A 24,055-nucleotide genomic window follows, 5' to 3' on the forward strand; every position below is an offset into this window, starting at 1 on the left:
TTTAAAGGCATCATTGTGTTTATGTATCGAAATCAGATATACAGATCTTATCAAATCAGGTGTTGTCTGTATATATGCAGAAGGAACCGTTTCAACAAAAAAAGCGACCCTTCCTTGGGACGAGGAAGAATCGCTATACCGACCAGTGCGTCGGCACCTATATAATGATAGGGGGGGAGAGATGAAAGTGGTGGATTTCAACTCTTAGCTATCTAATACCCCGATGTCAAAAGTCTAAACCTGGAGTTTACCGATTTTTTAATTTATTAATTTCTTCAACCGTTTTTGGTTCGATAGCGACATCACCACCGAGGATCATATAACGCTGGAACGACCGGCTGGCGATAAATGCTCTCGTCGGAGAAGTGAGATTCTGACTGACCAGGACAAGCGGGCTTTCATTTGCAGCTGCGAGCGCTGCACCGCTCAATCCATCTTCAAACCGGTCGCCACGGGCAACGAACAGTTGATGGTCATGCTGTTTGAAGTATGTCTCATTGATCAGTTTATTGGTTTCGTAACGGTTTGCTCCACTGATTCTGTTGACGTTATAATCTTGCAGTTCACCTTCGACGGCGCTGCTGACTGCGATGTCTCCGCCAATGATCGTGATATCATCAATGTCAGATGAATCGATGAAGGCCTCTGTCGCTGAAGAAAGCCGTTCCGGTTGCGTCAGTAGAATGGGGATCCCATTCTTTCCGGCCTCCGGGGCAATGGAAATCGAATCCGCAAACACACGGTCCGTGACAATGAAGGCTTCGGACGGACTGCTGTTGGTGAACAATTTCGTTGCGATCAGTGTCGCTGTTTCGTAACGGTTCTGCCCGCCTACACGCTCCACGTCGATCTCCATCTGCCGGATGGCTAATTCGACATCGAGTGACACCGCTTCGGCACCACCGAGGATGATGACCTTTTTCGGACGTAAATCACGAAGGACATCTCTGGTTACGTCATTGAGTCTGTCGGGCCTCGTCAAAATCAGCGGTCCATTCTCATGAGCCGCAAGAGGTACACCTGCAAGGGCATCGGCGAATTCATTGTGTCTTGCGAGAACAACCGTATCGGATTGGCTCCATCCTTCCCGGGCGATGGCTGCCGACGTTTCCAGGGCATTTTGGCCAAATAACCGGTCGAACGTCGCCGGTTCTTGTTTGAAATCGATGTATTGGCTGATACCGAATCCGTATTCCCTCGTGGAACGATTGATGGACGTCGGAATGACATAGGATTGGAGACGGTTGCGAATTTGGTGATGGGTGAGGCCGGGAAATTCTTCGAAGAGCAAGGCGCTTAAGGCTGCCACGTGCGGTGTGGCGGCGGAAGTGCCTTTCATCACGGCGTATCGGTTATCCAGGTAAGTGCTGATGATCTGCTCTCCTGGTGCTGAGAACTCCACCTGGTCCCCTGTGGATGAAAAGATGGAACGCTCCATGGATGGATTGGAAGCGCCGACTGCGATGACGTCATCGTATTTGGCCGGATACGTCATCGTATCAAGTGAAGGATCCGTTGTACCGGAATTACCCGCTGCAGCAAAAATGAGCATTCCGTCATTGTAGGCATCCTGCAGGATCCGCTCAAGTGAGCGTATATCCTGTGTGGCACTCAAGCTGAGGTTCAGGACGTCCAATTCCTGATCCATTGCCCATTCAATGCCGGCAATCAGTGAGCTGACATGGCCATTGCCCATCTGATCGAGGGCTTTAATCGAATAGATGGAGACGCCGGGACTGAGCCCGACGACACCAGCCTGATTATCCCGGCCGGCGATGACGCCGGCCACATGGGTCCCGTGTCCATTATCATCATAGTAATCCGCTGTGTACTCTACTGTGGAAATGCCTCCGGATAAGTGAATATCCGGATGCGGTGAAATGCCGGTGTCGATGATCCCCACTTTTACGCCTTGTCCGGTCAGGTCCCTTGATACAGCATCTTCTCGGTTCATCTGGACCATATTCCATAAGGGGTCGTCTATGTAATCGTAGTCATCAAAAACCGATGAGGCCATTTCGGTGAACGAAGAGTCCAGCTGAAATGCAACATCTTGTTCGATGTAGTCGACCATAGGATGATGAAAGAAGGTCTGGATGCTGTCTTCATCTGCGTATACGTGCAGGGTATCAATACGCTCATAATGATTCGCTACGGCAATCTTTTCGTCCTCAAGGAAACCGATGATGGCCTCATCATGATAGGAGAGTAACCACGAATCCGATTGTTCTTCTGCCTGTGCGGGTGCGGCTGAGACGGTCAACCATAGTATGCTGATAACGAATATTAACTTGTGCCAATTCATGAGCATCGCTCCAGTCCCTTGAAATGTAATACTTTTGTCATTTCATTATAATCTAATTGAAATGAATTAGGGGTTTTTTGGGTAAAAAAATTAAAATAGTGGGATATTTGAAGTTTCATTGACATTGAGTTCATTTATTTCATATGATTAGCGTGCAAATATGTTATGATTTAGCTATCTGAACATTTCTAAGGAGTGTAAATTAAAATGAAAATTACGACCGTCGGGTTAGGGTACATCGGCTTACCCACTTCAATTATGTTTGCACGTTTCGGTGTTGATGTATTAGGGGTTGACGTGAATCAGGACATTATTGAATCGTTGGAGAATGGCCGTATTCATATACAGGAACCGGGCCTTCAGGACGCATTGGAAGAAGTGCTCGAAAAGAAAACGTTCCGTGTCAGTTCAAAACCGGAGACGTCGGATGTATTCATCATTGCGGTACCGACACCGAACCAAGATGATCTTCATAAATCCTGTGACCTGTCCATGGTCATCAGTGCTGTCAAAAGCGTGATTCCATACCTGCAAAAAGGGAATACGGTGATCGTAGAATCGACCATTGCCCCGCGGTCCATGGATGATTATGTGAAACCGCTGGTGGAACAGGCAGGTTTCACCCCGGGGGAAGATATCTATCTTGTACACTGTCCGGAGCGGGTGCTGCCGGGTAAAATCATGGATGAGTTGATCTATAACAACAGGATCGTCGGAGGCTTGACAACGGCTTGCACAGAGCACGGGGCCAAAGTCTACGAAACCTTCGTCAAAGGCGAAATCATCAAAACCGATGCAAGAACAGCTGAAATGTCCAAGCTGATGGAAAATACGTTTCGCGATGTGAACATTGCTTTGGCGAACGAATTGGCTAAAATCTGTCATCATTTACATATCAACGTACTCGATGTGATTGAAATGGCCAATAAACACCCCCGGGTGAACCTGCACCAGCCGGGACCAGGCGTTGGCGGCCACTGTCTGGCGGTTGATCCTTATTTCATTATTGCTGAAGCGCCTGAACAGGCAAGGCTCATTAAAGAGGCCCGGGATATCAACTCCTCCATGCCGGCCTATGTGCTGGATGCAGTGAAGCGGATGTTGTCCGGCGATCAGGGTCAGAAAGTGACGGTCCTCGGTCTGACGTATAAGGGGAATGTGGATGACATCCGGGAGAGTCCTGCCATGGACATTTATCATATGCTCTTGGCAGAGCCGGGGATTGAAGTGGTGGCCCATGATCCTCATGTGAAGCAGTCATGGGTGGAAAAGGATCTCGTCAAGTCCCTGACAGGTGCATCACTCGCGCTGGTCCTGACAGATCACGATGAATACAAGAACCTCCAGGAGAAAGATTTTACTGCGATGAAACATAAAAACGTATTTGACGTCAGAAATGTTGTCTCACTTCCTGAAGGTGACGTCAATGTGATGAATTTCGGGAACTTGTCTTTCACAGAAAAGGTTAAACACTAATATATGAAAGATAACAGAATACAGCAGTATTCTGTTATCTTTTTGATTCTACTTCTCAGGAATGTGTAAGTTCATTTAAGGATTGAAGGATAAGTGCGACCAAGACTTTCGCCGCCTGCTTGGTGATAAGCCAGGTCTTCTTTACAATTCAAACAGCCCGTCAAGTTATTTCGTGGAGGGCGGTTGACAACAGCTCATCAAAAAATAGCAGATTAATTGAGGTAGTCGTATGAAAAAAATTTATGCGTTATTATTGGAACAGTATCATAACCGGAGCCGGATCTATAAAATTGCACTCTACCAGATCAAAAGCACCTATTCCAATCATTATCTGGGGCTGTTTTGGAGTGTGCTTCAGCCTGCCATGCAGGTGTTTATCTACTGGCTCATCTTCGGACTTGGCCTCAGGGGAGACCGGGGGGACGTTGAGGGGGTCCCGTTCGTGATGTATCTGATTACCGGTCTGTTTCCTTATTTATTTTTTAATCAATCGGTCAATACCGCATCCAATTCCGTTCTGAGTAAACTCAGCCTGATCACGAAAGTCAGGTTCCCTGCGAGCACACTCATCTCGGTCTCGATCATTCAATCGATGATCAACCTGTTTATCACGACGTCTTTCGTCATCATCATTTCGTTGCTGTTCGGTTACAGCTCACCGGTAAACTATCTGCTGTTTCTATACTTTTTAGTCGCTGCGTTCATGCTCAGTTTTTCCATTTCCTTGTTCATGAGTACGATGATTGTGCTCATTCGCGATTTGAAGAATGTTTTGCAGAACGTACTGCGCATGTTTTTCTTTCTCTCCCCGATCTTCTGGGTAGCGAACGAATCACATGAGGTGCTGGTGACACTGACGAAAGTCAATCCATTGGCCTATCTTGTGGGCATTTACAGAGCCGCCTTCATCTTTGATGAACCATTCTACGGCGGTGTTGCGGACTTTGTTTATTTCTGGAGTCTCGTTATGCTTATTCTTTATTTAGGCGTTCACGTCCACTACCGGTTCAGAAACCGGTTAATCGATTATTTGTAACCAAGGGGAACCGTTATGTATAAAATATTACTGATCAGCCAGAATTTCTACCCGGAGCTCGGAAGTGGGGCGAACCGGCTTAAAAATATTTATAAAGAATTAAACATGATGGGTATGAACGTCAGTGCGCTGACGACTGAACCTTCCTACCCGGAGGCAAAATTATTTGAAGAGGGTAGCCCTTACTGGAATGACCAGGAAATGAATGAAAATGACCATATACATCGTTTGAACACCTTTGTATCGAAGGAAAAAACAGCCTTTTTCTGGCGGATCTTGTATTATACGGAATTGTTTTTGAGGGTCCGTCACTACCTCAGAAAACATCAGCACCACTACGATGTGATTTATGTGACGACGCCGAATATTTTTATGCCCTGGTCCGTCATGGCATCCGGTAAAAAACTGAGGCATAAGAGTCTTTTGGAGGTCAGGGATCTGTGGCCGGACAGTGTTTTCGCTTTGGGGAAATTCACGGGGTTCCCGTTTCGGCAACTGTTGAAAAAAGCGGAAACAAACATGTATGAATATTTCGCTGCCATCGTTGTCAATAACCGCTCCTTTGCCCATCACATTCAATCAGTGACGGATGAGGCACCGGAGATCACCTATGTTCCGAATTCGCTGGTGAAAGAAGAAATGCAATACAGCGAGGACCGTCCCTATTCGGTTATCTATTCGGGAAATGCAGGCTACGCGCAGGACATTGACCTGCTTTGTGAGGTCTGTACGAAACTCAAAAATCACGGCGTGGATGTGACACTGATCCCGTATGGCGTGCATGCCAAAGCGCTCAAAACACGTCTTCAAGAGGAACAGTTCGCCAATGTGACGGTGCTTGATCATATGACCCGTGAAGAGAGCCTGAACGAGATGGCAAAACATCACGTGTCCCTTTCCATCATGAACCAGCAGGACGTCTTTATGAATGTGCTGCCAGGCAAGATCATTGATTCATTTGGTGCAGGGGTTCCTGTGGTGACGAATCTTGCCGGCGAAACGGCACACATCATCGAGTCCAACAAAGCCGGTTTTAGTATGGAAAATGCAGGATCTGAGGAAATAACAGAAGCGATCCTGACGATTTTAAGAGAACCCGAGGTGTATCAGAAACATGCCTTTAAACTGGCGGAATCCTTTACGTGGGAAAAAAATGCGGAAGATTTGATTCGTGTCATCAGAGGAGTGAATACTAGACATGGTTGAACTGTTGAAAAATATGGCCTATGCGAGAAAGTACTTTTTCCTTGAAGATCAGGAACACCCGGTGTATCACGAAGAAGATCCATCGGACGTGCTCTCGGAAATGCCTGGTTTACGTTTGAAATTTGTTGAAAGCATCAAGGTGGACCCGGCCGACAATGAGCGCCATTTAATGGCGCTGAATGGGGCGGTGGTGGGCTGGACCCGTTTTGAGAAGTCTCTCAGGGCGTATCGGAAACGGCCGGAAAAAGTCATCATTCATGAAGCCGACTGGTCTGACACGTCGCTGTTGTTCCCTGTGAAGGCTTTGTCCCTTGAGGAATTAACGAGCAGGGAATTGGTATCCATGTATGTTGCCATAATCCAGAACGAAATTTATGAGGCGATCTTTTCAGGCGAGCAGTTTATCGCCTGGATTCAGAGGTCATCGCTCATCAGAAATACGCAAGAGGAAAAAACGGGGCTGAACATGGACATGATTGCAGGACAGGATGCCCTGCTGGCCATAGAGGAAGAACGGCATCGATCATCGCAGATTATCGTCGATCTGACGAACAAAGTACTTGAACAAAATCAGGCGCTGCAAAAATTGCAGCGGATCAACGATAGCCTGGAAAACAAGTACCAGAATTTGAGGGCTTCAAAGCTTGGGAAACTTCAGATCAAATACTGGGAATTCAAAAGAAGGTGAACTGATGAGTAATGAACATGATGAATTTATCGAATCGCTGAAAAACAGTAAAAAAACCATCCAGGAAGATTATCTGCGGGGGCTTGCTTCGTATTCGAAACTCTCCTTCAGAAAATACACGTCCAACTACTATGAACAGTATCAGCTAAAGGGAAAAGTGAATTTCAAAAGCAATATGGCGAAAGCGTTTGACAAACACAAGGATGAATTTTCGGTAAACGGTTCAAAGGTTTATCAACAATTTGATCTCAAGATCGGATTGATCTGTGATGAATTTTTATACCACGCCTTGAAGAATACAGCAGATGTTCGCTATATTCCACGCGGTGCGAACCTGATTGACTATCATGACCTTGATTTTGTCGTCATCGTCAGCGCGTGGAAGGGTGTGGATTTATCCTGGAAAGGCTTGGGCAATCCTGAATCACAGACGCGCCAGGACATGTATGAGCTGATGGATTATTTCAAGGCCCGGGACATTCCGGTGATCTACTATTCAAAGGAAGACCCGGTCAACTTTGAGATCTTTGCAGAGATGAGCCTGAGAGCGGACTTTATTTTCACGTCGGCGGAGGAATCCGTAGCGGATTACCAGGAGCTTACGGGCCATGACCGGATCAGCGTGATGGATTTTGCGGTCAATCCCGCCTATCATAATCCGGTGGGCACCCGCACAAACGAAGCAAAGCAACGGAAAGATGAAGTGGTATTTGCCGGTTCCTGGTATGAAAAATACCCGGTTCGTCAGCAAGAGACCCGCATGATTTTTGATGGGGTTCTTGAAGCGGGGAAGGCGTTGACGATCATCGACCGTAATATGAATTTAAATGTGTCGAAATACCGTTTTCCGGCAAAATACATTCCCTGCATCAGTGAAGGGATGGCGCACGAAGAACTGCAGCGTGTGCATAAGTTCATTCCCTGGGCAGTCAACATGAATTCCGTCAAGTACAGTAATACCATGTTTGCCAACAGAATTTATGAGTTGCAGGCGTTCGGAAATCTGATCATCTCAAACTACAGCCTCGGTGTGAATAATAAGTTCCCGAATGTCTTTATGGCGCATGCGAAAGATGATGTCATCCGGATACTGAACGGTTATCCTGAAAAACATCTGATGGAATTGAGGGCAAAAGGCATTCGTCAGGTGATGCTCAATGAAACGAGCTACCACAGGATCGCAAAGATCAGTGAAACGGCAGGCTTGAAGCAAACACTGCCGAATCCGAAAATCGGAGTGATATTGGAGGAAGAGAGCCCTGAATTGCTGGTCTGTTTTGAGCAGCAAAGGTATTCGAACCTGGTGAGAATTGATTCAGTGCAGGATGTCGTCGAGAACCCTGAAATTGATTTTTACACACGTTTTTCCAAAGCGTTTCATTACGAATCTGCTTATGTGGAGGATTTATTGTCAGCATTCGCCTATACGGATGTCGATTTTGTCACGAAAGAAGATACCTTTTTTGTTCATACGTATGTGACAAAGGCCAAGAATGATGAATTGACCCTGTATCATCGCGACGCGTTGACGAAGAAGAAACTGCAAGGGTATTTACTGGATTATGCTCAAGTCGCGTATCATAAGTCTCTTAAAGTCAAACAACCGCAAAATCCGGAACTGAGCATTATCATTCCGGTTTATAACAATGGCCGGTACCTCGAGGATAAGTGCATCAACTCCTTGATCCGTTCATCGATGTTTCATCAGATGGAGCTGATCATTGTGGACGACGGAAGTACTTGTGAAGAAACGAAAATGATCCTCAATGAACTGCAAAGAAAATACAATCATATTCGATTTCACCGGTTTGATGCACCAAGTGGCAGTGCTTCCCGCCCAAGAAACAAAGGGATGTCGCTCGCTACAGCGCCGTACCTGACATTTCTCGATCCGGACAACGAAGCGACGGGTGATGGCTACAGCGAACTGCTAAAAGCGCTGAAAAACGATAAAAAAGCGGACATGATCGTCGGCAACGTCATCAAGGAAAACGATCAGAAGAAAAGCATTTTCCAGTTCTGGGGGTATATCAAGCATTTCAGTGATGATCCCGAGGCAGTGAAAGATCCGGTTGCATTTCTGAAAGCGAGTAACTTGAAATCTCACAGTATCCAGGCGGTCATCGTGAAGAAGCACATCATAGATGATCATCAGCTGACCATGGTCGATGGGGCCATTGGCCAGGACACGCTGTTCTTCCATGAGCTGCTCGTTCATTCCAGGAAGACGATCGCGTTGGATCTGCCGATTCATGTGTATTATGCGGGCGTTCAGAATTCCGTGACGAACACGATCAGCGCGGGCTTTTACCGGAAATATGCGTTGCTTGAAAAAGAACGCATTCAATTTCTGAACAAACATCAGCTGATGGACACGTATTTAGAAGACCGGTTCAGTTATTATTTCAGGAACTGGTATTTGGAGAAGCTGAAAAAAGTGAAGCCTGAAGAACGGAATGAAGCGATTGATGTACTGATGGAGATCTTTGAGCTTTACCGTCCAATGCTGACAGACCATCATCAGGAAATCATCGGTATCATGGATAATTTGAAAGAAAATGATCACAGTGCAGGAGAGAAGTTATGAAAAAAGTAACGATGTTTGTATGGAACCACTTTACGAACGATGCAAGAGTGATGCGCGAAGGAACGGCTTTATCGGCTCTCGGTTATCAGACGGAACTGATCGCGATTGATGACCCGACAGATGATACGGTGCATCCATATGAGACAATAGATGACGGGTTTTCCGTCACGAGAGTTCAGCGTTATCCGGGACTTCTTCAGCTGATGTCCAGGAGGAGAAGACGTGCGGCGGCTGTGTTACTCGTCTGGCTGCTGGTTGCTCTTGTTGCAGGGGTTTCTTACCATCCGGTACTGGGGATTGCCCTGGCGCTGCCTGCTTTGCTCCTGGCTGTTGCGGTGAAGCAGGTGTTGTTTCGTGTTATCTGGATCCGGCTTGCGATTATCATGCGAATGATAAGGAGAGGCTGGCAGACGGATGCAGATGTGTATCACAGCCATGATCTGAATACCTTGATTCAAGGGACCGTATGCGCCAAATGCCGCTTTAAAAAACGTAAATTAATTTATGATTCTCACGAAGTACAGACGAGCAGAACGGGTTATAATACGCCCTGGTTCGGCCGTTATGAACGCTTCTTGCTTCGTTTTACCGACGAGGTGATTGTGGAAAATCATACGAGGGCAAAACGGCATGAGGAGCTGTATGGGTACTATCCTAAAACCCTTTATAATTATTCGTCTGCGATTGATATTTCTGACTACGATGACGTGGATTTATACGAACGACTGTCGATTCCAAAAGCGCATACGATCTTGCTCTATCAGGGCGGTGTACAGGAAGGACGGGGCCTCGAACTCCTGGTGAAGGCGATGAAAAATGTTGACGGGGCAACATTGGTGATGATGGGAGAAGGAAAAATCAAAGAATCACTGATGGAGATGACAACAGAGCTCGGTCTCAATGACCGGATAAAATTTCATCCCAAGGTTCCCCTGATGTCGCTGCCTAGTTATACGAAGCAAGGCTACGTTGGATTTCAGGTGCTTCAAAACATTTGCTTTAATCATTATTCAGCTTCTTCAAATAAGCTGTTTGAATACATCATGGCTCACGTGCCGGTGATCGCCTGCAACTTCCCTGAAATCAAAAAGGTGGTCGAAGAAGAAGAGGTCGGTCTCGTTGTGGATTCCCATTCATTGGAAGAGATCACAGCAGCGATCCGATTTGTCCTGGACCACCCGGAAAAGCGCGACGAATGGAGCCAAAACTGTCGAACGGCGAAGTTGAAATACAATTGGGATGTGGAGAAAGATAAGCTGAAGCAGGTGTACGATGCGATCCTGGGAGTGAGCCATCATGTTGTTTAAAGAGCCATTGCAGAAAAAGTTTTCACAGATTCCTGAAAAGGCGATTCTGATGCCTGTTCCGACCAAAAAAACGTCTGTACCGGTCGCCGATGAAGCTTTGAAAAAAAGTTGGGACCTGGCTCGTAAATTTGATAAAGTCGATGTGTCAAAAGGTATCCCGTGGAATCTCGAACCTGCCGGGCAAGGAAGAACGTTAATGCTTTACATGCAGAGTCTGAAGATTGTCAATCATTTGATTAATGCCTATATCCTCACATCGAAGGCAGAGTATCTCGAAGAGGCAAAGGCGATTATCTTGCAGTGGATCAAATATGATAAAAAAAAGCAGCATAACGAAATGACGTGGGTGGATCACGCAACGGCAAACCGCTTTCAAAATCTGATGGCTTTTTTGAAATACGGGTCACATATATTGAATCATCGAGAAAGAAAGCAGTTGGACCGACTCGTTTCGCGTCACCTGTCTTTTTTGAAGGATGGGGCCAATCATCGCCTTCATAACCACGGGTTAATGATGGATCAGGCAATACTTGTCTACGGATTTGCATTTAACAGTGATGAAGATGTGCAATTTGCAATCAACCGGATCAAAGTGTATTTCTTTTTCGTCTTTTCACAAAAAGGTACACACCTGGAAAACTCTCCTCAATACCATAAATTGGTTTGCAATCTGTTTGAAAACATCGAGACGTATTTGTCGTCGTTTAATCAGTCACTGGGCGAACCTATCGTATCCATGATAAAGAGGAAGAATGAATACCTGCTTGCTTTGAAAACAGAAGGGGGAGACATTCCTGAGATTGGGGATTCTGCTGCGAGTTTATTGGATGTGAAAAAGGTAAAAGATGAACGGTTCGGTGATTTCATTGATTGGGATGCAGGTATTTGTATTTTGAAGCAAAGACAACATGAAATAGAGAACCAGCTGGTTTTCATCTCAGGATACAGTACGATCACTCATAAGCATTATGATGACCTGTCTATCATTTTGAATTATGATGGAGAGAGTATTCTGCGGGATCCTGGGAAATACAACTATAGTATTTCTCCAGAGCGGCGCTATGTGAAATCAGCAAAAGCGCACAGCGGTCTCTATTTCGATGCGTATCCATACAAATTGGATCATGCAAATCGCTACCTGCAGAAAGTGAGATTAACCAAGTATGATCCAACAGCTGATTTTGTTCTTGTGGAAGGGATCAATGAGTCCTATGAAGATGCTTCGTGGACGAAGAGGCTTGTGGTTAAATTCTTAAACCATCCGATCTATGTGGTCTTTGATCAGGTTCACGCCGTGGAGGAACAGCGTGTGGTATCGAATTTCAATCTTGATCACCGTATCGGCGTTGTGAAACAGGCGGATGGAAGAGTATTGCTCACTTCAGCAAAAGGGCATCCGTTCTGCCTGAAGGAATGGACTGGAGCTTGTCTTACCGAGGTGAACGAAGGGAATTTGGATGAGCCAAAGGCAGTGAATTCGTTAAAAGTGAATGAATTAGTGCCTACTCATCAGGTTCAGTTTACCCGTGATGCCGTCATCGGGGATCATCATCGCATCATCAGTCTCGAAACCGGTGATGTCAAGGTCACTGAGATTAGCAGGGTGAACAGTGTATTACGTATTCAATTAAGTAATGGTTCGACTTATGAACTATATACTTGAGCAATGAAGGGACTGACGACAATGCATAAGGTGAAATTAAAGCACGTATCAAAATATTATGACACCAATGCCGAAAAAATCAGACAAAGTCCGGTCTCTTTTTGCAGTGACTGAAAAAGAGAAAGAGAAGGTGTTTTATGCTTTGAATAACATTTCCTTCAAGGTAAACCCTGGCGATTCGGTTGGGTTGATCGGATTAAACGGTTCGGGGAAATCAACGCTGTCCAATTTGATTGCAGAGGTGACGCAGCCCTCAGGAGGGATCGTAGAGGTTCATGGCACCCCTTCCCTGATCGCCATTTCCGCAGGTCTGGATCAGGAACTGACAGGTGCTGAAAACATCCGGTTGAAATGCCTCATGCACGGACTGAGCAGTGAGGAAATCGAAGCGAGATTTGATGACATCGTTGCGTTTTCCGAATTGAATTCATTCATCAATCAACCGATCAAAAATTACTCCAGTGGGATGAAAGCGAAACTGGGATTCTCAATCGCGGTGCATACAGATCCGGATATTCTGATCATTGATGAGGCACTGTCGGTTGGCGATGAAACGTTTTCAAACAAATGCCTTCTAAAAATTGAGGAGTTTCAACATGCACAAAAGACCATTTTTTTCGTCAGTCATTCACCAAGTCAAATCCGTAAAATGTGCAATAAAGTCGCCTGGATCCACTTTGGGGAATTAAAAGCGTTTGGCCGGACCAATAAAGTGATTCAGGAATACAGGGAATTTATCGATCACTATAATGAGCTACCGAAGGAACAGCAATTGGCGTATCGAAACGAGATGATACAAGGACAGGTTCAGGAGTTGAAACGGGAAAAAGGTAAAGGTTACACAAGACCGCTGATCCGGTATATCCCGCTGAGTTTGCTGGTGGTTATTTTTGGGATATCGCTTTATTTCCAAATCGTGAACTGATTGATAAAGGAGCCATTTATGTATGAAAATGTCGGTGATCGAAACACAGCTTAAAGAAGAGGCGATTCAAGATCTGGAAGAGAAATGCCAGAGGCTTGAAAGTGAACTGAGGTATAGAGAGACAGAAATCGCCTACCTTCGAGAGGAGAAAAAGCAGGTTTCCTCAAACTGGATTGGACGAACGTTATTCAAGATGGCAGAGAAAGCAGTAAGGAGCTGAACATCATGTATTACGCAGGAATGTGGCCGATCTCCCCGTCAATACAACATGGTTTTCACATCAATGGAAATGAAATCCTGATTCAATCTGCCGTGAAGGATTGTGAAGTTCTGTTTTATGCTTTTGCGTACGATGAGCAAGCCGGCTGGCTTTACGCGAAAGACCAAAGCCTGGTCATGCACGCGGAAGTGGAAGTGGATGCAGGAACAGCGGTATTCACAGTGGAAACAAAAGATGATCAGGGAAATGTGTCTTCTTCGGAGTATGCAGGTGAAGGAAAACAGGTTGTTCAGCTTTCAGAAACCGACCGTTATTACCGCATCCGGTTGTCATTAAAACAAGTGACTGTATGTAAAGTCAACCATTTGGCAATTAATGGGAGGTTCATCCTGTCGACGGAAGACGTGCATCATCTGGATACGGGAAATGGGTTCACCTTACACAATGCCCAAAAATGCAAAAACTGTGTGCTCGATGACAAAGGGTTCAGGATCGAAAGTAAGCCGGACGAACGCGGTGCGAGGATGATGGAGTTCCAAACCGGGATCGATCCGTCTGAGGTGCTCGGGAAGCTGCTGAAAATCCGGATGGAGACGGATTCCTGTGAGGTCAGTGTGCATGTGTTTGGTTATCACGATGATCAGCTGGTGGAGAAAAAAAAATTCATTGAATCAGCTGTGGTGGACTTCGAGCAGGACGTAGACAGACTGAGAGTCCTCCTCGCCGTTCAGGGCAGTGGCCGTGTGATTATTAACGAGTGGATGATTGGTGACTATGCACTATGGTCTCCGGTTACGATGTTTCCCTATTCCATTGCAGAAAACAGCCTGGTCGAATCAAATCACCCGCTTTTTGCGCTGAGCCAGTACGCGGTGGATCAAATCTATCCGCACTTCATTCCCGTCAAATCAGTCAAGTTTGATCCGGTCAATGACAGGATTCGCTTATGTTCGAAGCTGCATACATGCGATGATGCAAACGTCAGCCTTTATGTATCCTGGGTGAATATCCAGGGGATTCGAGAGATTTATCACTACCCGGTCAACCGGCAACTCTGTGTGCAGATTCCTGAATGGGTCAAACTGATTGAAGCCGGGTACAGAGTGGAAAGTCACGGATGGATCAACTTCCAGACGCTTGAACTTACGCCTTTGAATGAGATTGAAGAACCCTATCCATTAGCGGTGGCCTCTCTCAAAGAGAAAGAACAGGTACTTTTACCGGATAATGGTTTTGCTGCATCGGATCTGACGGTTTGTCATTTGACGACTGAGGAGCAGAGCAAATCAGAAAACCGTTTGTGTCGGATTGATCATGCCAATGCATACTATGGTATTCACGATCAAAAACCGGATGTGATTGTTGTCGATGAGCATTTATTTTCTCAGCAAGGCATGTATGGACAGTTTACGGAAAGGCTCTCCTATTTAATGCATGCATTCCCGACAGTGTGGTGGGTGATGGACGTATCTTCAGCAACTGCCTACGCCATGAACTGGTTCAAAGACCAATTCATGATGGTTGACCTGTTGGTCTCTACACGAAAGCTTGCAAGTTCACATGTCATCGCTTTTGGTGATAAGCTGTCGCGGATTGACGGGCACTCGCCGGCGAAGACTCAAATATGCCAGGCGCTGGGCTTTTACCTGGATGAAAAAAAGGAACCGGTCAACCGTTTATATACGGAGGTAACTTCACTTGAAGAATTGACGCTGCTGCTTTCATATGTGAAGAATGAGAACCCGGACACCTTGTGGCGGATCGTCGTCGACTTTCCGGTTGATGTTGAAGAGCTGTATAACCGGCAGTATCCTTCCGGTACAACTGTCATATGGAAGGATAATCTGGATCTGTACCCTGACATGGCCGGTTTTACGTACCAACGGCTTATTGACTTACCAGTGAAGGGGCGCTCATCATGAAGATATTGATTGCGGGGCACGATTTGAAATTTCTTGCCTTTTATACAGCGTATCTGGAAACGGTTGAACAGGCAGAGGTCCGCTACGATAACTGGGAAGGACACAACAGCCACGACATTGCTGGAAGTTTGGAGAAACTGAAGTGGGCGGACATCGTCTTCTGTGAATGGGGATTGGGAAATGCCGTTTTCTACAGTGAGCAAAAACGACAGGATCAGCGGCTGATCGTCCGGCTTCACCGGCAGGAGCTAAATACAGGATACCTCCATTGGGTCGATCCCCAAAAAGTGGATGCTTTTATTTGCGTGTCACCAAGAATGAGAGATGCATTTGCAGCGCAATTTCGCATTCCGGCTGGCAGGATTAGAGTCATTCCCAATGCTGTTGATCTGAATGGTTTCACTCCATCCAAGGCGATCGGGAACAAGACGCTCGGAATGGTCGGGTACATTCCGAAGCTGAAACGAATGGATAAAGCATTGGATATCCTGCAGACTTTACATCGTGCGGGTCAAGAATACCGCCTGGTGTTTAAAGGTGTCCATCCATTTGACACCAAGTGGCTCATGAAACGGCCTGATGAGCGGGCGTATTTTGAAGAACAGTTTGACCGGATCGAACAGGAAGGCTTGTCTGAGTATGTGTCTTTTGAATCATTTGGCAGTATGGAGACGTTCTATTCAGATAAGGATTTCATCCTGTCCATGAGTGATGTGGAAGCTTTCCATCTGGCAGTCGCTGAGGGGATGGCTGCCGGTGTCATGCCGGTTATTTGCGGCTGGCGAGGTGCTGAACAGATTTATGGCCGGGATTTTATCTTATCTGATGTGGAGGATATAACCGCATTTTTACAGATATTGGTGGAGGACGAAGATCAGCATCAGGAAACGATGAAGCGTATTGTCAGGAAGTTTGATGAAAAGCGGATCATCGCCATGATGGATCGTCTCTTATTTTAGAACAGATCGAGGGGTGACTGGAGTCATGACAGAGTATATTATCGCTTTTTTGATCTCACTGATCGTATCCGTCTCGACGACTCCTTTCATCATGAGGTTTGCGAAGTACGTGCAGGCCATCGATGTCCCGGAAGACCGGAAAATCCATGCGTATATCATGCCCAGACTCGGTGGTTTATCCATCTTCACAGGGGTTGCTGCGGGTCTATGGTATCTGAGACCGCCATACATTGAAGAAGTGATGCCGTTTGCCGTGGGGGCTTGCCTGATCATTCTCGTTGGTGTACTGGATGATTGCTTTAACATCAGGCCTTTGGCAAAACTGACCGGTCAGGTGGCTGCAGCTTCTGTTGTTGCTTTTTCAGGGATCCTCATCGATTCGTTAACGATTCCTTTCATCGGTTTTGTTGAATTCCAGTTTTTAAGCATCCCTCTGACAATCATTTGGATTGTTGCCATTACCAATGCGGTGAATTTGATAGATGGTCTGGATGGCCTGGCTGCAGGGACCTCCATCATTTCATTATCCTCATTACTGGTCGTCGCACTCATGCAGGATCAGGTGCTGGCTGCGATGCTTGCTGTGATTTATATTGGGGCTTCACTCGGTTTTTTAGTGTTTAACTTTTATCCTGCAAAGATTTTTATGGGGGATTCGGGCTCATTATTTTTAGGGTATTCCATCGCAGTGATTTCGATCATCGGTTTACTGAAGAATCTGACCATCTTTACGATGTTTGTACCGATCATCATTTTGGCAATTCCTATTTTGGATACCTTATTGGCAATATCAAGGCGCATGCATACAGGCATCGGATTAATGACGGCGGATAAACTGCATTTTCACTACCGGCTTTTGCAAATGGGCTTCAGTCATCGCGGGGCTGTCTTGATCATTTACATGCTCAGCGGGGTTTTCGGTTTTGCAGCGATCGTGTTTTCGACTAACAGCATCTGGTTATCGGTGATTTTGGGTTTGCTGGTATTGGTTTCGTTACAGATTATTATTGAAGTAACGGACTACAAAAACAGAAGACATCCGTTGATGAGTCTGTTCAGGCGGCACGAGTAACACACCCTTTGGTTCATTTACCAAAGAAGAAATCTCTGATATACTGATTTTTACAATAGGGAGGGAGGAGTCACATGAAAAAAGTAGCGATTTATTTTTTAATTGTGGTGCTGGTTTTTACATCTTTTTCATTTATGGACGATAATGGGACACACGCAAGCAGTAATCAGGAAGTAACCGTTGAACTCATCGGGGATTTTTCAAATCAGAGTCGCCTCACGTTGAAACTCGAAGGATCTGATTATAAATCCGGAGTAAGCAGCTCTGTGGATAACAAGATTAATGATGCAGAGATTGTGGAGGTTGTTCGAAACGGCTCCAAGCTCGATGTTTTTGCAGACAGTGACAAAGTGATTTCAGAGACACAAAAATTTGTTCTCAAACCGGACAAAACGGATGATGGCCTTGTCAGCGTGAATAATACGAAGAAATATCGCGGGACACTGGAATTCACCCAGTCTTCAGGGCATGTCAAGGCAACAAATATTGTGCCACTGGAAGAGTACATAATGGGTGTGGTACCGGCGGAGATGCCTACCTACTGGCATGAAGAAGCTTTAAAGGTGCAGGCAGTCGCTGCCCGCACATTCGTGGCTGGAAGAGACTTCAGTGTAGTGGATACAACGTCTGATCAGGTTTATAACGGATATGTGAGCACTAACCGTTCGAAAGTGGAGGGCGTCGTGAATGCTACAGCAGGGGAAGTCGTGAAGCAGGATAATGGGCGATTGGCCTCCACTTTCTATTCTGCGAGTAACGGCGGCCATACGGAACAAAACAGTAACCTTTGGACCGGTGGAAGTCCGATCTCTTATCTTCCAGCACAAAAAGATCCATATGATCAGGATTACAGTTGGGATTTAAAGATCCATGGTCAGCAAATTGATTTAAGTGGACGTGATCTGACGCGTCCCGGGGACTGGTGGAGTTCAGTTTCTGAGGAGGATTCCAAAGTGGCGCCGAATCTTAGAAACTGGCTGGTCGGGGAAGGTCAAGCTTCAAGAGCCAGTGATGTGAAGATCATTGCCGTCGACCGATTAGGGTTCAGCAGTGAACGGACGTCCGGTCAACGGATTAAAGATGGATTCCTTGAAGTCAGATACATTAAACGGGACGGCAGTGGCTACGAAACGAACAGTGACGGTTCCATTCGCATTTTAACGCATTCTTCGGATACGTTAACAGGCGGAGGGCTTCGTTTAGCGATTGGTAACGGCATGATGAGAAGTTTGCTCGTGAATGATGTGAATACCTCTTCAGCTGGTTCAGTGAACCGGATTGAGGGCAGGACCCGAATCGATACCGCAATTCAAGTTGCCAATCAACTCTATCCAGGCGGATTTCCTGCGGACCATGATGAGAAGACCGTTTTCGTCACTACCTCACATGAATTTGCGGATGCTTTGAGCGCCGCCCCGTTGGCTGCTGAGTTGGATCATGCGCCGATTCTGTTATCAGGGGCAAGTTCCCTTTCAAATTCTGTTAGAGATGAGATCGACAGACTGGGTGCTGAAAAGGTGATTATGCTCGGAGGCACTGTGGCGCTCTCTGATCAAGTGGAGAGCAGTCTTCAATCGATTTCTTCTGTTAATGAGGTTGAACGGATTCAGGGTGCCAACCGTTACGAGACAAATCGTAAAATCAACGAGAAATTAACCGATGTAAATGGGACATTCATTGCTTCGGGTCAAAATTTTGCAGATGCCCTTGGAGCGGCTTCTGTAGCAGCTGTCGAAGGCTATGCCATGGTACTCACCCATCCGGACTCGGCAAGCGCAACAGCTGTGGATTTTCTGGATGATCATTCGGAGAAGGATTCATACATTTTAGGCGGACCTGTAGCGATCGGTGAAAGTACCGGGAATACACTAGCTAATCATGTGTCGCATGTTGAGCGGATTGCAGGCGACAACAGGTATGATACGGCAGCTCAAGTCCTGAATAAATTTCAATCGTCCTTTGATACAGACCGGATCTTCTTAACAACCGGTCAGGACTTTCCGGATGCCTTGGCAGCTTCGAGCCTGGCTTCGAAGTATCAAGCACCTATGGCAATCGGATTCAGAAATGTCAACGACACGATGGCATCCTTTCTTACTCGTTATTCCAATGCCAATCACGTACAAGTCCTTGGTGGACCGGTGGCCTTCTCTGACGAAGCAGTTGATAACTTTGCCAGAAGCATTGGGCTCAATGAATCCTATCAGATGAGCGGAAAAGGGTTCGGACACGGGATCGGTATGAGTCAGCACGGTGCGAATAACCGTGCAAATGCGGATCAAGGCTATGAAGATATATTGGGCTTTTACTACCCGGGAACAAGCATTGAACAGCATTAATTGATCCGACATAAAGAAAGAACGAGCCGCTTATTGCAAGCGGCTCGTTCTTATATTATTCAGCTCAAGATGATTCATCAAGGCATTCTTCAAGTCCTTCAGTTCTTCTTCTTTAGGAATTTCGTAATAAATGCCATCGATGACTTTGGTTGTTGTTTCAACTGGTTTATGATGGATTTCAATGTCATCCATTTTTGCATAATTCCTGGCAAGCGGCAGTGTATCACGAATCCGCAGGTTCGTTGTGACGTTATGGCCAACTTCCCTGACCACGTCATCGATATTGAGAAGAATACCTGCAGAAGTCAATTCATCAACTAATGCCTGTATGACTTCCTGTTGCCGTTCGTTGCGACCGATATCTCCGCGGGGATCGGCCATCCTCATTCGGGCATAGGCAAGTGCATGGCGGCCGTCGATTTCCATTGGACCTTCATAAAACTGCAGCTTTTCAGCGACCCGGTCATCGCTGTTTTGTTCAAAATCAAAGGGTACATCGACCTCAATACCGCCGACAATATCAACGATGTTCTTAAAACCGTCAAAATCGACGGCTGCAAAATAGTCAACAGGCACTTCAAGAAACTGTTCGACGGCGTTAATCGTGTAATCATATCCGCCAAATGCATAAGCGTGATTGATTTTATCTTCGACGCCTCTGTCTGGAATGGAAACCATGGTATCTCTTGGAATAGTAACCAGATTCATGGAAGATTCTTCTGGATTAAAGGTGGCAAGTATAACTGTATCGGATCTGCCTTGTCCGATTCCATCAGCATAATCCTCGATACCGAGAAGCAAAATGGAAATCGGATCACGACTGATCGAGACCTTGGTGGGTCTGTAATCAGATTTCTCACGTGCAAGCTCAACATAAGAGTCATTGGCTGCCTGATATGTCTGATGAATAATGTATGCACCGGCTAAAATCAATAAGAGGAAAATGAGCAATGTAGACTTCATAAACAACTTGAATGATGCTTTTTTCCGGCGATCTTTCCGATTTTGGTTTTTCATTTTCTCACCTGCGACTTTTTAATTTGACCTTTTTTATTATATCATCCAAATTAGTTTCAGTATAGTAGGTATATTTTATGTAAATTGAATAAATTAGAGAATAATTAACAATTATCAAGTACAGTATATTATAATGATGTCATGCCAAACTAGATAGGGAGGATTATGTGGAAATTATAAAAAGAATGACGTTATGGATGTCTGTGGTGGCAATTGTTTTCGGGTTGACGGTTTATTTTTCTGAATCTACATATGCTGAGTTTAATTATGAGCGGGTTGCAGGTCAAAACCGAGTGGATACTTCTGTTGAGATCTCCAAAGCAGCTTTCCCGGATGGGATCGATTCATCAGAGAAGGCTGTCATTATTGCGAGAGCAGATAATCCTGCCGATGCGCTGGCGAGCGCCAGCTTAGCGAGCGCCAAAGATGCACCGATCTTACTGACCAGCTCATCCATTTTGAGTGCCAGTGTAAAAGACGAACTTCAACGACTCGGAGCCGAGAAAGCTTATGTATTAGGCGGCCCTGTAGCTATTGAGAACAGTGTCATCAGTGATCTTGAAGATCACGTCTCGGTCGAAAGAATCGCGGGGGACAACCGATTTGCAACGGCTGAAAAGATCAACCGGATTTCTTCAGGAAATGATCCTGAAAAAGCCATTATTGTGAACGGCATTACTGTTGCGGATGCGCTATCCGCTTCCGGTGTTTCCTCCAATTTTGATTATCCGGTTTATTTGGCGCAACAGGACCGTTTTCAATCAGACTTACCTGATTCAGTTAACGAAGTTTATCTTTTTGGCGGTGAGGTTGCGATTGCAGACAACGTTGCAAGCGATCTGGAGTCAAAAGGATTACGTGTAACCCGAATTGCCGGTGATGACCGATTTGAAACTAATGTTGCAGTCAATCAAGCATTCGATTTTTCCGGGGACAAATCGATCCTGGTCAGAGGAACATCGACCAGCAGTGATCATGAGGATTACCCTGATGCAGTAGCATCAGCAGGCTTATCTCACAAAATGAATGCGCCGGTTGTCTTGACACTACCTGATCGGACGACCTCCTCGACTTCTTCATATTTAGAAACGAGAAGGGGTACCACCTTCATTTTAGGAGGAGAGGTAGCCGTAAGCAGTTCAGTCCTTCATCAATTGTCCGGCGTGGATAATGCTAATGCGAAAGTTATTACATCAGGCTCCACCTTAAACGTCAGAAGCAGTTCCAATTCGAGCAGTTCTATCCAGGATAAACTGGAACATGGAACACTGATTGAGATTCTCGATACGATATCAAGTTCGGGTAGTGACAGCTGGCACCATATTCGCTATTCGGGTGGGAAAACCGGCTACATTCATGGCAGCTATGCGCACTTCCTGCCTAAATCCAGTGCCAGTTCAGGTCCTTTAGCAGGGAGAACAATCGTGATTGATGCGGGTCATGGTGCACATGATGCCGGGGGAATTGGCGGCGGCATGAGAGAAAAGGATGTCGTTATCGATATTTCCCTTCGAGCAGAAGACGTTCTTCGCGAAGCAGGGGCTTCTGTCATCATGATTCGACGGGATGACATCTTTCTTTCCTTGCGTCAACGGGCCAGTGTTGCTAACTTATCCGGCGCCGATGCGTTTCTGAGTGTTCACACAAACATGTCTGGACCAACACAGGGAAAAGGAACTGAAACGTTTTGGCATGACAAATACTCAGCGAGAGAGAGTGAGCGACTGGCGCATGCCATTCAAAACGCCACAGTCCAAAAAATGGGAACGAGAAATCGCGGTGTGAAATCTGGCAACTTTCATGTCATCCGTGAAACGAAGATACCAAGTGCATTGCTTGAAGTAGGATTCAAAGACTATGAACCCGATGCAGAGAAACTGAGACAGGCATCGTATCGTCAGAAGTCAGCCGAAGCAATCAGAGATGGTTTTATTGAATACTACAGAAGATAAGAAGATGAGATTGTCATCCCGGATCCGGGGTGGCAATCTTTTTCGCTTCGGGATGAAGACGATGTTTTGCGGATCCAAGGATTGTCTGATGGAATCTGCGTAGATCTCTTTGCGATAAGGGGAATACGTACTAATGACAGATTTCAAAAACCTGTGGTAAGGTTACAGGGACAAGCTAGGAAGGATGATTCATGATGGGGAAAGTCGATGTTGTGGTGTTATCGGGGTTTCTCGGAGCGGGGAAAACAACGCTTCTTGAACAGTTGCTTGAGCGAGAGCGGCAGGACAACCGGAAGGTGGCCGTCGTGATGAATGAGGTGGGGGAAGTCTCCATTGATTCGGATGCGGTCCCGAATGGCACACCGCTTCGTGAGCTGTTAAACGGGTGTGTCTGCTGCACATTGTCGGATAAACTTGAAATCAAATTGAATGAACTTATTTATGAGCATGAGCTTGATGTGATTTATATTGAAACGTCCGGGGTGGCGCACCCTGTGGATGTGCTTGAAACGTGCCTCACACCTTTACTCGCAGAGAAAGTACGGATCCGTTCGCTCGTCGCAATGCTGGATGCCCTCACATGGAGTGAGCGCCATACGTTCAGCATACCGGTGCGGCAGCTGATCAGTGAGCAGGTGAAGCATGCGGACGTGGTGGTGCTCAATAAGCTCGACGCTGTTTCGGACGAGACGAAACAGGCGATTGAAGCGGAAGTGCGTTCATTGAATACACAAGGCAAGGTCATACCGACAACCTTTGCCAGAGTCGATGCAAACGCACTGCTTCACAGTGAGCGGCAGGGAGGCCGTGATCACGTCAATCTCCATCAGCATGAGCACCTGCATATCAAAACCTTTGTCCACACCTTTTCAAAGCCTGTGAACAAAGAGGTGTTTGAGGGATTCCTGAGGGAGATGCCGGATACGATTTACCGGATTAAGGGCTATATCCGATTCGAAGAAGGAGAGACACTGCTCTTTCAGTATTCCTACGGCATGGCCAACTACGAGAAAGCGGACCTGAAGTATAAAAACACGCTGGTCTTAATCGGTGACAACCTGGATCACGAGGCACTCGGCCAGAGGCTGAGTGAAATGGAGGAGCGTTGAAATTGTATCGCACCAGACGGAACAATAAAACGCATCCGGTGAACAGACTAAAACTGATCACCGGATGCGTTTTACATTTTTTTCTCGTTCTTGTGCTTGTTTCATCATGATTAATCCATGACGATTGGCTTACTCAACGTACCGAAAGAATCATCAGCCGCAGAAATGGTGACTTCTTTGACAGGTTCAACATCTGTTGCACCTGCAACGCCTGTTCCAGCAGAAAGAAATGCAACAAAGGCAAGAGCTGTTAGTAACTTTTTCATATGGAT

General features: G+C 46.1%; 18 protein-coding genes. 15 read left to right on the top strand and 3 right to left on the bottom strand.

All coding sequences use genetic code 11. The annotated features are described in order from the left end of the window. Positions 1 to 247 precede the first annotated feature (247 nt). The gene (locus tag BBEV_RS01430; RefSeq protein ID WP_069363835.1) at positions 248 to 2,305 is read right to left on the bottom strand and encodes a S8 family serine peptidase; all 2,058 of its coding nucleotides are present in this window, start codon (positions 2,303 to 2,305) and stop codon (positions 248 to 250) included. A gap of 207 nt (positions 2,306 to 2,512) precedes the next feature. Here BBEV_RS01430 and BBEV_RS01435 point away from each other — a divergent pair, with 207 nt between their 5' ends. The 13 genes from BBEV_RS01435 to BBEV_RS01495 all read left to right on the top strand — a co-directional run bounded on the left by BBEV_RS01435 (position 2,513) and on the right by BBEV_RS01495 (position 19,705). Further along, positions 2,513 to 3,781 (top strand): nucleotide sugar dehydrogenase, encoded by a 1,269-nt coding sequence (locus BBEV_RS01435; RefSeq protein ID WP_069363836.1) that lies wholly within the window; start codon positions 2,513 to 2,515, stop codon positions 3,779 to 3,781. A 229-nt stretch (positions 3,782 to 4,010) separates the two neighbouring features. Continuing rightward, positions 4,011 to 4,817, top strand: a complete 807-nt coding sequence (locus tag BBEV_RS01440; RefSeq protein WP_069363837.1) for an ABC transporter permease — start codon at positions 4,011 to 4,013, stop codon at positions 4,815 to 4,817. Positions 4,818 to 4,832: 15 nt separating this feature from the next. Then, positions 4,833 to 6,023 (top strand): glycosyltransferase family 4 protein, encoded by a 1,191-nt coding sequence (locus tag BBEV_RS01445; protein WP_069363838.1) that lies wholly within the window; start codon positions 4,833 to 4,835, stop codon positions 6,021 to 6,023. Next, positions 6,016 to 6,711 carry a hypothetical protein gene (locus tag BBEV_RS01450; RefSeq protein WP_069363839.1) on the top strand — a complete coding sequence of 232 codons (696 nt, stop codon included), beginning with the start codon at positions 6,016 to 6,018 and terminating at the stop codon, positions 6,709 to 6,711. Before BBEV_RS01445 ends, BBEV_RS01450 begins: the two co-directional genes overlap by 8 nt. A 4-nt stretch (positions 6,712 to 6,715) precedes the next feature. Further along, a complete protein-coding gene (locus BBEV_RS01455) occupies positions 6,716 to 9,298 on the top strand; it encodes a glycosyltransferase (protein ID WP_084007157.1) in 2,583 nt (860 codons plus the stop codon). Continuing rightward, positions 9,295 to 10,605 (top strand): glycosyltransferase, encoded by a 1,311-nt coding sequence (locus BBEV_RS01460; RefSeq protein ID WP_069363840.1) that lies wholly within the window; start codon positions 9,295 to 9,297, stop codon positions 10,603 to 10,605. The genes BBEV_RS01455 and BBEV_RS01460 overlap by 4 nt, the downstream gene beginning before the upstream one ends. Beyond that, the gene (locus tag BBEV_RS01465; RefSeq protein WP_069363841.1) at positions 10,595 to 12,268 is read left to right on the top strand and encodes a heparinase II/III domain-containing protein; all 1,674 of its coding nucleotides are present in this window, start codon (positions 10,595 to 10,597) and stop codon (positions 12,266 to 12,268) included. Before BBEV_RS01460 ends, BBEV_RS01465 begins: the two co-directional genes overlap by 11 nt. 67 nt (positions 12,269 to 12,335) lie before the next feature. Beyond that, the gene (locus BBEV_RS01470; protein WP_232318243.1) at positions 12,336 to 13,193 is read left to right on the top strand and encodes an ABC transporter ATP-binding protein; all 858 of its coding nucleotides are present in this window, start codon (positions 12,336 to 12,338) and stop codon (positions 13,191 to 13,193) included. A gap of 22 nt (positions 13,194 to 13,215) precedes the next feature. Then, on the top strand, positions 13,216 to 13,413 hold the full coding sequence (locus tag BBEV_RS01475; RefSeq protein ID WP_069363842.1) for a hypothetical protein: 198 nt from the start codon (positions 13,216 to 13,218) through the stop codon (positions 13,411 to 13,413). A gap of 5 nt (positions 13,414 to 13,418) precedes the next feature. Then, positions 13,419 to 15,335: a hypothetical protein gene (locus tag BBEV_RS01480; RefSeq protein ID WP_069363843.1), complete on the top strand. Its 1,917-nt coding sequence runs from the start codon at positions 13,419 to 13,421 to the stop codon at positions 15,333 to 15,335. Further along, the gene (locus tag BBEV_RS01485) at positions 15,332 to 16,294 is read left to right on the top strand and encodes a glycosyltransferase family 4 protein (RefSeq protein WP_069363844.1); all 963 of its coding nucleotides are present in this window, start codon (positions 15,332 to 15,334) and stop codon (positions 16,292 to 16,294) included. The genes BBEV_RS01480 and BBEV_RS01485 overlap by 4 nt, the downstream gene beginning before the upstream one ends. A 25-nt stretch (positions 16,295 to 16,319) precedes the next feature. Then, a complete protein-coding gene (locus BBEV_RS01490) occupies positions 16,320 to 17,366 on the top strand; it encodes a glycosyltransferase family 4 protein (protein WP_069363845.1) in 1,047 nt (348 codons plus the stop codon). 74 nt (positions 17,367 to 17,440) lie between these two features. Then, on the top strand, positions 17,441 to 19,705 hold the full coding sequence (locus tag BBEV_RS01495; protein WP_069363846.1) for a cell wall-binding repeat-containing protein: 2,265 nt from the start codon (positions 17,441 to 17,443) through the stop codon (positions 19,703 to 19,705). Positions 19,706 to 19,735: 30 nt separating this feature from the next. Here the strand turns inward: BBEV_RS01495 and BBEV_RS01500 are convergent, their stop codons facing one another. Then, positions 19,736 to 20,722 (bottom strand): LCP family protein, encoded by a 987-nt coding sequence (locus BBEV_RS01500; protein ID WP_069363847.1) that lies wholly within the window; start codon positions 20,720 to 20,722, stop codon positions 19,736 to 19,738. 167 nt (positions 20,723 to 20,889) lie between these two features. Here BBEV_RS01500 and BBEV_RS01505 point away from each other — a divergent pair, with 167 nt between their 5' ends. Further along, positions 20,890 to 22,674 carry an N-acetylmuramoyl-L-alanine amidase gene (locus BBEV_RS01505; protein WP_069363848.1) on the top strand — a complete coding sequence of 595 codons (1,785 nt, stop codon included), beginning with the start codon at positions 20,890 to 20,892 and terminating at the stop codon, positions 22,672 to 22,674. A 194-nt stretch (positions 22,675 to 22,868) separates the two neighbouring features. Then, positions 22,869 to 23,783, top strand: a complete 915-nt coding sequence (locus tag BBEV_RS01510; protein WP_069363849.1) for a CobW family GTP-binding protein — start codon at positions 22,869 to 22,871, stop codon at positions 23,781 to 23,783. A 110-nt stretch (positions 23,784 to 23,893) separates the two neighbouring features. Here BBEV_RS01510 and BBEV_RS17300 read toward each other — a convergent pair whose 3' ends face one another. Next, positions 23,894 to 24,049 carry a hypothetical protein gene (locus BBEV_RS17300; RefSeq protein WP_157100891.1) on the bottom strand — a complete coding sequence of 52 codons (156 nt, stop codon included), beginning with the start codon at positions 24,047 to 24,049 and terminating at the stop codon, positions 23,894 to 23,896. Positions 24,050 to 24,055: the final 6 nt, after the last annotated feature.

This window comes from Salisediminibacterium beveridgei (genome assembly GCF_001721685.1).
In the GTDB taxonomy this organism is placed as follows: domain Bacteria; phylum Bacillota; class Bacilli; order Bacillales; family Salisediminibacteriaceae; genus Salisediminibacterium; species Salisediminibacterium beveridgei.

Excerpts from the sequence above, each read along its gene's own strand:
- BBEV_RS01510 (WP_069363849.1), top strand. The coding sequence starts at position 22,869 with ATGGGGAAAGTCGATGTTGTGGTGTTATCGGGGTTTCTCGGAGCGGGG.
- BBEV_RS01475 (WP_069363842.1), top strand. The coding sequence starts at position 13,216 with ATGAAAATGTCGGTGATCGAAACACAGCTTAAAGAAGAGGCGATTCAA.
- BBEV_RS01430 (WP_069363835.1), bottom strand. The coding sequence starts at position 2,305 with ATGAATTGGCACAAGTTAATATTCGTTATCAGCATACTATGGTTGACC.
- BBEV_RS01440 (WP_069363837.1), top strand. The coding sequence starts at position 4,011 with ATGAAAAAAATTTATGCGTTATTATTGGAACAGTATCATAACCGGAGC.
- BBEV_RS01445 (WP_069363838.1), top strand. The coding sequence starts at position 4,833 with ATGTATAAAATATTACTGATCAGCCAGAATTTCTACCCGGAGCTCGGA.
- BBEV_RS17300 (WP_157100891.1), bottom strand. The coding sequence starts at position 24,049 with ATGAAAAAGTTACTAACAGCTCTTGCCTTTGTTGCATTTCTTTCTGCT.
- BBEV_RS01490 (WP_069363845.1), top strand. The coding sequence starts at position 16,320 with ATGACAGAGTATATTATCGCTTTTTTGATCTCACTGATCGTATCCGTC.
- BBEV_RS01500 (WP_069363847.1), bottom strand. The coding sequence starts at position 20,722 with ATGAAAAACCAAAATCGGAAAGATCGCCGGAAAAAAGCATCATTCAAG.
- BBEV_RS01465 (WP_069363841.1), top strand. The coding sequence starts at position 10,595 with ATGTTGTTTAAAGAGCCATTGCAGAAAAAGTTTTCACAGATTCCTGAA.
- BBEV_RS01495 (WP_069363846.1), top strand. The coding sequence starts at position 17,441 with ATGAAAAAAGTAGCGATTTATTTTTTAATTGTGGTGCTGGTTTTTACA.
- BBEV_RS01485 (WP_069363844.1), top strand. The coding sequence starts at position 15,332 with ATGAAGATATTGATTGCGGGGCACGATTTGAAATTTCTTGCCTTTTAT.
- BBEV_RS01470 (WP_232318243.1), top strand. The coding sequence starts at position 12,336 with ATGCCGAAAAAATCAGACAAAGTCCGGTCTCTTTTTGCAGTGACTGAA.
- BBEV_RS01460 (WP_069363840.1), top strand. The coding sequence starts at position 9,295 with ATGAAAAAAGTAACGATGTTTGTATGGAACCACTTTACGAACGATGCA.
- BBEV_RS01435 (WP_069363836.1), top strand. The coding sequence starts at position 2,513 with ATGAAAATTACGACCGTCGGGTTAGGGTACATCGGCTTACCCACTTCA.
- BBEV_RS01480 (WP_069363843.1), top strand. The coding sequence starts at position 13,419 with ATGTATTACGCAGGAATGTGGCCGATCTCCCCGTCAATACAACATGGT.
- BBEV_RS01455 (WP_084007157.1), top strand. The coding sequence starts at position 6,716 with ATGAGTAATGAACATGATGAATTTATCGAATCGCTGAAAAACAGTAAA.
- BBEV_RS01450 (WP_069363839.1), top strand. The coding sequence starts at position 6,016 with ATGGTTGAACTGTTGAAAAATATGGCCTATGCGAGAAAGTACTTTTTC.